Source organism: Companilactobacillus allii (assembly GCF_001971585.1).
Classification (GTDB): domain Bacteria; phylum Bacillota; class Bacilli; order Lactobacillales; family Lactobacillaceae; genus Companilactobacillus; species Companilactobacillus allii.
The window spans coordinates 2,495,374-2,506,167 of the sequence record NZ_CP019323.1 but is presented as its reverse complement, the minus strand read 5'-3'; the positions used below and the strand labels follow the sequence as shown (position 1 = coordinate 2,506,167).

The following is a 10,794-nucleotide window of genomic DNA, read 5'->3' as shown; positions in this document are numbered from 1 at the left end:
ATAGCATATTAAGAGGAAGACGCAATGAACTGAAACATCTAAGTAATTGCAGGAAGAGAAAGAAAATTTCGATTCCTGAGTAGCGGCGAGCGAAACGGAAGAGCCCCAAACCAAAGAGCTTGCTCTTTGGGGTTGTAGGACTGACGATATGAGAAAAAAAGTAAGTATAAGCTGAACAACTTGGAAAAGTTGGCCAAAGAGAGTGAAAGCCTCGTAAGCGAAATACGAACTACTCTAGTCGGGATCCTGAGTACGGCGGAACACGAGAAATTCCGTCGGAATCTGGGAGGACCATCTCCCAAGGCTAAATACTCCCTAGTGACCGATAGTGAAACCAGTACCGTGAGGGAAAGGTGAAAAGAACCCCGGAAGGGAGTGAAATAGATCCTGAAACCGTGTGCCTACAAGTAGTCAAAGCCCGTTAAGGGGTGATGGCGTGCCTTTTGTAGAATGAACCGGCGAGTTACGTTTGCATGCAAGGTTTAAGCAGAAAATGCGGAGCCGTAGCGAAAGCGAGTCTGAATAGGGCGACTAAGTATGTAGACGTAGACCCGAAACCAAGTGACCTACCCATGTCCAGGTTGAAGGTGCGGTAAAACGCACTGGAGGACCGAACTCATGTATGTTGAAAAATGCTGAGATGAGGTGTGGGTAGCGGTGAAATTCCAAACGAACTTGGAGATAGCTGGTTTCTCTCCGAAATAGCTTTAGGGTTAGCCTCGGGGAATAGGATCATGGAGGTAGAGCACTGTTTGGACTAGGGGCCCGTCTTGGGTTACTGAATTCAGATAAACTCCGAATACCATTGATCTATACCCGGGAGTCAGACGATGAGTGATAAGATCCACCGTCGAAAGGGAAACAGCCCAGATCACCAGTTAAGGTCCCAAAATTCATGCTAAGTGGAAAAGGATGTGGAAACGCATAGACAACTAGGATGTTGGCTTAGAAGCAGCCATTCATTCAAAGAGTGCGTAATAGCTCACTAGTCGAGTGATTCTGCGCCGAAAATGTACCGGGGCTAAGCATGATACCGAAACTGTGGATGCATCGTAAGATGCGTGGTAGGAGAGCGTTGTAAGAGCATTGAAGCTGTACCGTAAGGAGCAGTGGAGTTCTTAGAAGTGAGAATGCCGGTATGAGTAGCGAAAGATCAGTGAGAATCTGATCGGCCGAAAGACTAAGGTTTCCTGGGGAAGGCTCGTCCTCCCAGGGTTAGTCGGGGCCTAAGATGAGACCGAGAGGTGTAATCGATGGATAACGGGTTGATATTCCCGTACTAGTTTATTTTGTTTGAACGATGGAAGGACGCAGGAGGATGATGTGTGCACACGGCTGGAAAAGTGTGTCCAATCAGAAAGTCTTGGTAAGAGTCAAATGCTTTTACCTTTAAGGACAATCTGTGATGGGGAGCGAAATTTAAGTAGCGAAGCACAGTAACTCACACTGCCAAGAAAAATTCCTAGTTAGAAATAAACTACCCGTACCGCAAACCGACACAGGTAGTCGAGGAGAGAATCCTAAGGTCAGCGAGTGAACTCTCGTTAAGGAACTCGGCAAAATGACCCCGTAACTTCGGGAGAAGGGGTGCTGGTGTAACAGCCAGCCGCAGTGAATAGGCCCAAACAACTGTTTATCAAAAACACAGGTCTATGCTAAATCGTAAGATGACGTATATGGGCTGACGCCTGCCCGGTGCTGGAAGGTTAAGAGGATCAGTTAGCGTAAGCGAAGCTGAGAATTGAAGCCCCAGTAAACGGCGGCCGTAACTATAACGGTCCTAAGGTAGCGAAATTCCTTGTCGGGTAAGTTCCGACCCGCACGAAAGGCGTAATGATTTGGGCACTGTCTCAACGAGAGACTCGGTGAAATTATAATACCCGTGAAGATGCGGGTTACCCGCGACAGGACGGAAAGACCCCATGGAGCTTTACTGTAGCTTGATATTGAGTTTTTGTGTGACATGTACAGGATAGGTAGGAGCCGTTGAAATCGGAACGCTAGTTTCGATTGAGGCATTGGTGGGATACTACCCTTGTTATATGAAAACTCTAACCTGCACCATTAATCGTGGTGAGGGACAGTGTCTGGTGGGCAGTTTGACTGGGGCGGTCGCCTCCTAAAATGTAACGGAGGCGCTCAAAGGTTCTCTCAGAATGGTTGGAAATCATTCGCAGAGTGTAAAGGCACAAGAGAGCTTGACTGCGAGACTGACAAGTCGAGCAGGTACGAAAGTAGGACTTAGTGATCCGGTGGTTCCATATGGAAGGGCCATCGCTCAACGGATAAAAGCTACCCTGGGGATAACAGGCTTATCTCCCCCAAGAGTTCACATCGACGGGGAGGTTTGGCACCTCGATGTCGGCTCATCGCATCCTGGGGCTGTAGTCGGTCCCAAGGGTTGGGCTGTTCGCCCATTAAAGCGGTACGCGAGCTGGGTTCAGAACGTCGTGAGACAGTTCGGTCCCTATCCGTCGCGGGCGTAGGAAATTTGAGAGGAGCTGTCCTTAGTACGAGAGGACCGGGATGGACATACCTCTGGTGTACCAGTTGTGCCGCCAGGCGCATCGCTGGGTAGCTACGTATGGAAGGGATAAACGCTGAAAGCATCTAAGTGTGAAGCCCCCCTCGAGATGAGATTTCCCATTCCGTAAGGAAGTAAGATCCGTTAGAGATTATGACGTAGATAGGCTGCGGGTGGAAGTATAGCGATATACGGAGCTGAGCAGTACTAATAGATCGAGGACTTAACCGAGTAAGTGGTTCGAAGTGTTTCTTATAATAATTCATATTAAACTTAATATCTAGTTTTGAAGGTACGAGTAACGAATAGTGTGGTGGTAATGGCAAGAAGGATACACCTGTTCCCATGCCGAACACAGAAGTTAAGCTTCTTCACGCCAAAAGTAGTTGGTGGGAAACTACCCGCGAGGATAGGTAGCTGCCACGCTGTTCGTATTTATCATGGAGGATTAGCTCAGCTGGGAGAGCATCTGCCTTACAAGCAGGAGGTCACAGGTTCGATCCCTGTATCCTCCATCCATGAGTCGTTAGCTCAGCTGGTAGAGCATCTGACTTTTAATCAGAGGGTCGACGGTTCGAACCCGTCACGACTCATTTGCAACAAATATACAACCCATGCGGGTGTGGCGGAATTGGCAGACGCGCTAGATTTAGGTTCTAGTGTCCAATGGACATGAAGGTTCAAGTCCTTTCACCCGTATACCAATATTGTTGTTGCAATATTGAGATATTTTTATTAAAATTGAATAAGCAATAAGCATAATTCATTTTATGCCGACTTAGCTCAGTTGGCAGAGCATCTGTCTTGTAAACAGGGGGTCGGAGGTTCGAATCCTCTAGTCGGCATTTATGCGGAAGTAGTTCAGTGGTAGAACATCACCTTGCCATGGTGGGGGTCGCGGGTTCGAATCCCGTCTTCCGCTTTCATTATAGTAACGCCGGGGTGGCGGAACTGGCAGACGCACAGGACTTAAAATCCTGCGGTAAGTAATTACCGTACCGGTTCGATTCCGGTCCTCGGCACTATAATGAATATGCACCCATAGCGCAATTGGATAGAGTGTCTGACTACGAATCAGAAGGTTGTAGGTTCGACTCCTACTGGGTGCATTGCTTTATTTCGGGAAGTGGCTCAGCTTGGTAGAGCACCTGGTTTGGGACCAGGGGGTCGCAGGTTCGAATCCTGTCTTCCCGATTTGTGACTTAATTGTCATGTATGTTTCATTTTTTTTTGGCGGTGTAGCTCAGCTGGCTAGAGCGTCCGGTTCATACCCGGGAGGTCGGGGGTTCGATCCCCTTCGCCGCTATTTATTCCGGACCTTTAGCTCAGTTGGTTAGAGCAGGCGGCTCATAACCGCTCGGTCGTAGGTTCGAGTCCTACAGGGTCCATCGCATGGAATAAAGCCTTAAATTCATATTGTTATCGCGGGATGGAGCAGTCTGGTAGCTCGTCGGGCTCATAACCCGAAGGTCGTAGGTTCAAATCCTGCTCCCGCAATTGAATTAATTATTTGGTTCCTTGGTCTAGCTGGTTAGGACGCCTGCCTGTCACGCAGGAGATCGCGGGTTCGATTCCCGCAGGGACCGTTAACATAATGGTCAATTATGTTAAACGTAGAGGCTTTAATGCGGGTGTAGTTTAGTGGTAAAACCACAGCCTTCCAAGCTGTTGTCGCGAGTTCGATTCTCGTCACCCGCTTTGCCGCTTGTTATGGGCCTATAGCTCAGCTGGTTTAGAGCGCACGCCTGATAAGCGTGAGGTCGATGGTTCAAGTCCATTTAGGCCCACTATGTCTGGAGAAGTACTCAAGTGGCTGAAGAGGCGCCCCTGCTAAGGGTGTAGGTCGTTTACACGGCGCGAGGGTTCAAATCCCTCCTTCTCCGTTTTATGACCCGTTGGTCAAGTGGTTAAGACACCGCCCTTTCACGGCGGTAACATGGGTTCAAATCCCGTACGGGTCATTGGTGCGAAAGCATCGATACAATTTAATAAGTTTTGTATGTTAAGCAATGGAGGATTACCCAAGTCCGGCTTAAGGGAACGGTCTTGAAAACCGTCAGGCGGGTCAAACCGCGCGTGGGTTCGAATCCCACATCCTCCTTATTAATTGTTAAAAGTTTCTTTTTTATTATCGCGGGATGGAGCAGTCTGGTAGCTCGTCGGGCTCATAACCCGAAGGTCGTAGGTTCAAATCCTGCTCCCGCAATTAGCTTCAAAGATAATTACTTTTGGTTCCTTGGTCTAGTTGGTTAGGACGCCTGCCTGTCACGCAGGAGATCGCGGGTTCGATTCCCGCAGGGACCGTTAAATGGCTCGGTAGCTCAGTTGGTAGAGCAATGGATTGAAGCTCCATGTGTCGGCGGTTCGATTCCGTCCCGCGCCATTTTGGAGGGGTAGCGAAGTCTGGCTAAACGCGGCGGACTGTAAATCCGCTCCTTCGGGTTCGGTGGTTCGAATCCACTCCCCTCCATAGTTAGGGATATAGTTTAAAGGTAGAACTACGGTCTCCAAAACCGTCAGTGTGGGTTCAATTCCTACTATCCCTGTTTCTACCTTTTATCATGGCGGTATTGGTGAAGTGGTTAACACATCGGTTTGTGGTACCGACACACGTGGGTTCGATTCCCACATACCGCCCTTTTTTTATTGGGTTATAGCCAAGCGGTAAGGCAATGGACTTTGACTCCATCATGCGCTGGTTCGAATCCAGCTAACCCAATTTGTATCAATGATATGGCGGTATAGCCAAGTGGTAAGGCAGAGGTCTGCAAAACCTTCATCACCGGTTCAAATCCGGTTACCGCCTTTGGGCTATGCCTAAGTATTAAAATGCCGGTGTGGCGGAATTGGCAGACGCGCGGGATTCAAAATCCCGTTCCTGTATAAGGAGTATCGGTTCGACCCCGATCACCGGTATCATAGGACTTTCTTAAGTCCAAATTCAAAAAGTCGATATAGTCATCAATGTTGTGAATTCAACGTTGATGACTTTTTTAATGTCCAAAAAGTCAAAGTCTATGTCAAATCGTGTTGGTGGATCATATTTCAATTGGAAGTATACCTCTTTATGTGCTTTTTTACCCAAATACTATTGACTTCAAGTTAACTTCAAGTGCTTTAATATACTTTGTTAAGACAAATAGTTGGAGGAATAGTCATGAAGAAACAAACAGCTGGACAAGAACAATTAGGTGATTTTGCGCCTCAATTTGCTAAATTAAATGATGACGTACTTTTTGGTGAAGTATGGAGTAAGGAAAGTGAATTATCTGCTCATGATAGATCAATGATCACTATTGCAAGTATTATCTCTGCAGGTAACTTGGAACAATTAGATGCACATTTAAAAATTGGAAAGAAAAATGGCATCACTAAAGAAGAAATTGTTGCGGAAATCACACACTTATCATTCTATGCTGGATGGCCTAAGGCATGGTCAGCTTTCAATCGCGCAAAAGAGATTTGGACAGAATAACTTGTTAGCAGTTCACATACGTGAGCTGTTTTTTTATACAAAAATATACCGTCTTTTAGGTTATACTTAATAGGTTATCTAGATTTTTGGAGGGACTTTATGCAATTTAGGACCAGTAAAAAATGGGAGAGAGTATTTTTCCCAATCGTATTTCTATATTTCTTCATTTTCAGATTTTTAGTTATTCCATCTGGAGATGATTATTTTTGGGGTGGTTCACAGGGGGAATATTTGATGAATCATGGATTCTATGGACCTCAGAAAATATATGGTGGTAGCAGCAATGGGCGATGGATTGGTAATCTATCAGAAATATTCACGGTTCATCATTTGATTTTTGCCATGCTGGCGTATGCTATATTTTGGACGCTATTAATCTGGTGTATTTGGAAGCTAACTGGTAGATCAAAACTATCAATGATCCTTAGCGGACTATTTGTATTTACATTCCAGGACGGATATATCAGTACTGTATTAGGCTGGAATGCGGGATTTATTAATTATATTCCACCATTAGCGTTAATATTGTTATTTTTGACATTCATAAAAGATTTGTATGATGGTAATAGAATATATCATCCGATTTTACTAGCAATTTGTACTTTTTTAATGAGTTTGGTAGGGGGACTCTTTGTAGAACACCTCACCTTATATCAAATATTTATCGGTGTTATTGCAATATTGTGTGGTATTTATATTTATCATGAAAAGTTTCAATGGTTTGAGGGAAGTTATTTGTTGGGAGCTATTGTTTCAGCAGCAATAATGTTTAGTCATCCCGCATATCATGAGAAATCAACTTATCGTGATACTAACTTTGATCTTCATGGAATTATAAATAATTACTTTTATATTACGCATTATTGGTTTAATACACTTAATATAGTTGTGAATATTGCTCTATGCCTTGCCATAATAGTAATTGCGACACACCAATTACGTAATAATAAACTAAAATGGTTTATTAATATTATTTCAGTATTTTTTATTATTTATTATGTAACTATTAATATTTGGTTAGGTCAGCATAATTATGATCAGTTCTTTATGTACCAAAATCTAAGTATTAGGATTACTCAGATTGATGGCATTATGACTATTGTTTATTGGCTATTTTTGATATTTGCAACAATTTGTTTATTCAACGCTAAAAGTAACTATATTTTGTATTTCAGTATGTTTACTTACTTTGCTTTAATATCGCCATTTATTATAATCATATCGCCAATCAATTCTCGTGAGTTTTTTACTTCGTATGTATTCTTGTATATTGCTACGATTATTTATGTTCAAAAAGCCGCGTCTTTTTATTCGAGATATATGGTCAAAAATCTTAGAACTGTGGCTACTATTGTTTTATTGTTATGTTCGATAAATGTTGGATATAAAATGGTGGCTAATTATCAAGCTAATTTGATCCGTGTTCAAGATGAACGTTTCCTATCTGGTAAGGCCTCGTTACCAAATCATGTACCTTATCGTAAATATGTTTTGTCCAATGATGCGTTATTACAACAATCTTCGACTTATTGGAAAGACTTCCTAAATAAATCTTGGTTGGAAAGATTATATTAAAATAAACCCACTGCAAAATTTGTAGTGGGTTTATTTATATAATTATAGACTTGGTCGCTGATATTGCTTAATTGGTTATTAATTGGCTTGTAGTGAATTTATTATGTGCAATGGTATAAGTTTACCACGTATCGAATTTAGGTTCTTATATGTGTAACAGTGTAAATAATAAGTACCTTTAATTGGTAGCATTATTACAGTAATTCATTAAACTGAAGCTTTTAGGGAATATTTAATATCGATTAAATCATCAAATTGTTTTACATAGTCTGTTGTAAAATTAGGCTGATTGTTTATATGATCGAATAGTTTAATACCGGACCCTAATATGTCTGGTGTTATTTGTATTTGTAATGAATCAATGAGATTGTTTTCAATCAATGTTGAGACAATTTTGCCACCACCAACTATCCAGATATCTTTTCCAGGTTGTTTTTTCAATTCTGAAATAAATTCTTCAATAGGTTGATTAACTTGCTGAATATACTTAGATTCAATTGGTCTGTGTGATAGAACAAAATTTTTAGTGTCTTTATATGGAAATTCATTGGTTATGGTTAGTAAATCATCGAATGTTTTTCTACCCATAACAGTTGTATCAACTGTTTTAAAAAAGGGCTCATAGCTTTCTTTCATTATTTTATTATCGTTATATTTGAATAACCAATCTAATGAATAGTTATCATCTGCCAGAAAACCATCTAGACTAATAGCTCCATAAAAGACTGTTTTACGCATAATTGTTATTTCCTCCGTGATAGATTCTTTCACTTTAACTTTGATCGTAGAAATAAGCAAACAAAAAGAGAGCTGGAATATTTCAGCTCTCTTTTAATAAATATGATTAAGCTTTACGACGTCTGAAGTAAAGGAAGGTTACTAATGTTAACGATCCAATGATACTAGCTAATACACCAGTATCGGTACTTGTTTGTGGCAAGTATGTTTGTGATGAATCACCATTGCCTTCGTAAGGAGGTTGTGGGGTAGTAGGATTTACTGTGCTTTCGTCAGTGTTTTCACTACTGTTATTCTCATTATTATTTTCATCAGGATTAATAGGGTTAGTGATTAAACCGCTATCACCGTCTTCATCATTGTTGTCTTCTTCATTACTATCTTCTTCGTTACTATCTTCACCATTGTTATCTTCTTCGTTGTTATCTTCTTCGTTGTTATCTTCGCCGTTGTTGTCTTCTTCATTACTATCTTCATCATTATCATCTTCGCCATTGTTATCATCAGTATCTTTTATCTTAGGGTCAGATGTTTTTAATGTACCAAGTTCAATATCTTTGTCGGTAATAGTAAAATGAATTTTTTCATCGTTAATATCATAGCCATCTGGAGGCAATGTTTCTTGGAAATAATACTCACCAGCAGGTAGGTTATCAACTTTGATAACGCCATCTTTATCAGTCATATAACTTCCAACAATGTCACCATCAGCGTTGTATAATCCATAAACGGCTCCAGCAACTCCGATTTGGTTGTCGGCTGCTAATTCGTCGGTATCAAATTTTTAATTGAAGCTGAGAAATCAGGATCAGTACCAGTTTCTTTGTCATTATCAAAGGTAAATAGTCCAGGATTTGGATTTTCGGCAGAAATTGTAAACTCACGGATGGAACTGTCCAAAATATAGCCATCAGGAGCTTTTGTTTCTTGAATTGTATAAGTTCCGTAAGGTAAATCGGAAACGTGATATAATCCATTATCATCTGCTGTAGTTGTCCATGTTTTACCAACTTCATTTCCGGATGTCTGAGTTATTTCAAATTCAGCACCGTTTAATTTGTGGCCAGTTTCAAGGTCTAATTTTTGAATTAGAATTGATCCTAAGGGTTCACTAATAGGGTCATCTCGACCGGTAAGTTGGATTGGTGTTGTTGTGTCACCAGTTATGGTAAATGGTATTTCATTACTGTTTAATTGGAAGCCACTTGGAGGGGTTGTTTCTTTAAAGTAATATTCTCCAGGTGCTAAGTTTGAAATACTGATTTTACCATCAGCATCTGTTGTCAATCCGGTTTTAATTGCTACGTCGTTTCCAACTTCATATAGGTCGTAAACTGCGCCTTCAAGGGAATATTCGCTGTCATCACTAATTTTAGTTAAAACAACATTTCCTTTAACATTACCAGATCCAGAACCAGAATTATCACCAGTTATATCAGAAGTAACACTACCACTAGCGGATTCTCTAGGAGTCTCTCCATCGGTTCCTGGTTTACCCCAAGTGATTTGGGCCTGATTCTTAAATACTGTTTCACCATCTGTTGCTTTATCAGCAGGAATCTTTGTTTGTATGGTAATTGCATACATTTGATTTGCTGAATCAGGAATATTTATGTGAAATCCATTGGAATTCTCAGTCAAAGTATAATTTGAGCTATCGACCAGTTCATCTTTCTTATAAGAAGTGTTTGAAGTCCAATGTGCTTTATTAACAATAACTGAACCTTGAACGTACTCAAGGTATTCTTCAGGATCACGTTGTGTAACGTCTTCGTAGACGTTCATATTTTTAAGATCTAATTCTTGGCGGTTGGCTAGAATTGTCCAAGTAATAATATGGTCACCATTTTCATCAGTGCTCATAACGCCTTTTTTGGAGATGTTATTTTCTGATGGGATGACGTTCATATTGCTGGTTTGGTTACCGTTCATCGTTGGAAATTCTACCTCGTTGTTACCAGCTAATGCTGAATCGCTAACACCGATACCATTTCCAATTGTAATGGAACCACTGACATCATGATAAGTTTCGACATTCTCATTGAAGGTTACTGTCACAGTATTATCTGAATTGACAACAGCTGATCCAATAACATGTCCATCATCGTCAGTTATATCAAATGGGACACCAGCATCACTTTTTGCTCGTAATTGTTCGGGCAATTCCATGGTTAAAGTATCGCCATCTTTAAGACTAATATCAGTGCCGGTAGTATCCCAGTTATACTGGACGCCAACAGTACTTGAGTAACTATAATTCTTATCTTGGTTAATAATTTGCGCACTAGAAATCAAATCATTACTTGTATATGCTGCAGCAGATACTTTAGTAGAATTGAAGCATAACGCCGCTACGAAAATTCCCATTGCCGCAAGTACTATAGTAAGAATATTGCGTAATTTTTTCCCCATGTTTTTTCCCCCTTCATAAAATTGTACATTTTAATTATAAAATCATATGATTAGTAAACACAAGGATATA

The 10,794-nt window shown here is 41.2% G+C and carries 5 protein-coding genes, 26 tRNA genes and 2 rRNA genes; 30 read left to right on the top strand and 3 right to left on the bottom strand.

Annotated features, from left to right (window positions below; all coding sequences use genetic code 11):
* The 30 genes from BTM29_RS00005 to BTM29_RS12365 all read left to right on the top strand — a co-directional run bounded on the left by BTM29_RS00005 (nucleotide 1) and on the right by BTM29_RS12365 (nucleotide 7,574).
* Nucleotides 1-2,755, top strand: a 23S ribosomal RNA gene (locus tag BTM29_RS00005).
* A gap of 78 nt (nucleotides 2,756-2,833) precedes the next feature.
* Nucleotides 2,834-2,950 (top strand): 5S ribosomal RNA (gene rrf, locus BTM29_RS12505).
* A gap of 16 nt (nucleotides 2,951-2,966) precedes the next feature.
* Nucleotides 2,967-3,039, top strand: a tRNA-Val gene (locus BTM29_RS12500).
* A 5-nt stretch (nucleotides 3,040-3,044) separates the two neighbouring features.
* Nucleotides 3,045-3,117: transfer RNA gene (locus tag BTM29_RS12495), tRNA-Lys, on the top strand.
* Nucleotides 3,118-3,140: 23 nt separating this feature from the next.
* Nucleotides 3,141-3,223: transfer RNA gene (locus BTM29_RS12490), tRNA-Leu, on the top strand.
* Between the two features lie 73 nt (nucleotides 3,224-3,296).
* Nucleotides 3,297-3,369, top strand: a tRNA-Thr gene (locus BTM29_RS12485).
* A gap of 5 nt (nucleotides 3,370-3,374) precedes the next feature.
* A tRNA-Gly gene (locus BTM29_RS12480) sits at nucleotides 3,375-3,446 on the top strand.
* Nucleotides 3,447-3,460: 14 nt separating this feature from the next.
* A tRNA-Leu gene (locus BTM29_RS12475) sits at nucleotides 3,461-3,546 on the top strand.
* A gap of 13 nt (nucleotides 3,547-3,559) precedes the next feature.
* A tRNA-Arg gene (locus BTM29_RS12470) sits at nucleotides 3,560-3,633 on the top strand.
* Nucleotides 3,634-3,644: 11 nt separating this feature from the next.
* Nucleotides 3,645-3,718: transfer RNA gene (locus BTM29_RS12465), tRNA-Pro, on the top strand.
* A 38-nt stretch (nucleotides 3,719-3,756) separates the two neighbouring features.
* Nucleotides 3,757-3,830: transfer RNA gene (locus tag BTM29_RS12460), tRNA-Met, on the top strand.
* A gap of 8 nt (nucleotides 3,831-3,838) precedes the next feature.
* Nucleotides 3,839-3,912 (top strand) — tRNA-Ile (locus BTM29_RS12455).
* A 35-nt stretch (nucleotides 3,913-3,947) separates the two neighbouring features.
* A tRNA-Met gene (locus BTM29_RS12450) sits at nucleotides 3,948-4,021 on the top strand.
* A gap of 15 nt (nucleotides 4,022-4,036) precedes the next feature.
* Nucleotides 4,037-4,110, top strand: a tRNA-Asp gene (locus BTM29_RS12445).
* 41 nt (nucleotides 4,111-4,151) lie between these two features.
* Nucleotides 4,152-4,222 (top strand) — tRNA-Gly (locus BTM29_RS12440).
* Nucleotides 4,223-4,236: 14 nt separating this feature from the next.
* Nucleotides 4,237-4,311, top strand: a tRNA-Ile gene (locus tag BTM29_RS12435).
* A gap of 8 nt (nucleotides 4,312-4,319) precedes the next feature.
* Nucleotides 4,320-4,407: transfer RNA gene (locus tag BTM29_RS12430), tRNA-Ser, on the top strand.
* Between the two features lie 6 nt (nucleotides 4,408-4,413).
* Nucleotides 4,414-4,485, top strand: a tRNA-Glu gene (locus tag BTM29_RS12425).
* 50 nt (nucleotides 4,486-4,535) lie between these two features.
* Nucleotides 4,536-4,625: transfer RNA gene (locus tag BTM29_RS12420), tRNA-Ser, on the top strand.
* A gap of 31 nt (nucleotides 4,626-4,656) precedes the next feature.
* A tRNA-Met gene (locus BTM29_RS12415) sits at nucleotides 4,657-4,730 on the top strand.
* 24 nt (nucleotides 4,731-4,754) lie between these two features.
* Nucleotides 4,755-4,828, top strand: a tRNA-Asp gene (locus BTM29_RS12410).
* A 6-nt stretch (nucleotides 4,829-4,834) separates the two neighbouring features.
* Nucleotides 4,835-4,907 (top strand) — tRNA-Phe (locus tag BTM29_RS12405).
* Between the two features lie 4 nt (nucleotides 4,908-4,911).
* Nucleotides 4,912-4,994: transfer RNA gene (locus tag BTM29_RS12400), tRNA-Tyr, on the top strand.
* A gap of 5 nt (nucleotides 4,995-4,999) precedes the next feature.
* Nucleotides 5,000-5,070, top strand: a tRNA-Trp gene (locus tag BTM29_RS12395).
* An 18-nt stretch (nucleotides 5,071-5,088) separates the two neighbouring features.
* Nucleotides 5,089-5,161 (top strand) — tRNA-His (locus BTM29_RS12390).
* A 10-nt stretch (nucleotides 5,162-5,171) separates the two neighbouring features.
* Nucleotides 5,172-5,243, top strand: a tRNA-Gln gene (locus BTM29_RS12385).
* Nucleotides 5,244-5,259: 16 nt separating this feature from the next.
* Nucleotides 5,260-5,330 (top strand) — tRNA-Cys (locus tag BTM29_RS12380).
* A 25-nt stretch (nucleotides 5,331-5,355) separates the two neighbouring features.
* Nucleotides 5,356-5,440, top strand: a tRNA-Leu gene (locus BTM29_RS12375).
* A 241-nt stretch (nucleotides 5,441-5,681) separates the two neighbouring features.
* Entirely contained in the window at nucleotides 5,682-5,999 is a 318-nt protein-coding gene (locus BTM29_RS12370) for a carboxymuconolactone decarboxylase family protein (RefSeq protein ID WP_076618542.1), read from the top strand.
* Nucleotides 6,000-6,098: 99 nt separating this feature from the next.
* Complete coding sequence (locus BTM29_RS12365; protein ID WP_076618539.1) at nucleotides 6,099-7,574, top strand: DUF6056 family protein; 1,476 nt, start codon at nucleotides 6,099-6,101, stop codon at nucleotides 7,572-7,574.
* A gap of 207 nt (nucleotides 7,575-7,781) precedes the next feature.
* Here the strand turns inward: BTM29_RS12365 and BTM29_RS12360 are convergent, their stop codons facing one another.
* The 3 genes from BTM29_RS12360 to BTM29_RS12350 form a co-directional block, all read right to left on the bottom strand.
* Entirely contained in the window at nucleotides 7,782-8,312 is a 531-nt protein-coding gene (locus tag BTM29_RS12360) for a dihydrofolate reductase family protein (protein WP_076618535.1), read from the bottom strand.
* A 106-nt stretch (nucleotides 8,313-8,418) separates the two neighbouring features.
* Nucleotides 8,419-9,060, bottom strand: a complete 642-nt coding sequence (locus BTM29_RS12355) for a prealbumin-like fold domain-containing protein (protein WP_157886457.1) — start codon at nucleotides 9,058-9,060, stop codon at nucleotides 8,419-8,421.
* 14 nt (nucleotides 9,061-9,074) lie between these two features.
* Nucleotides 9,075-10,724 (bottom strand): SpaA isopeptide-forming pilin-related protein, encoded by a 1,650-nt coding sequence (locus tag BTM29_RS12350; protein WP_076618530.1) that lies wholly within the window; start codon nucleotides 10,722-10,724, stop codon nucleotides 9,075-9,077.
* Between the last annotated feature and the right edge of the window lie 70 nt (nucleotides 10,725-10,794).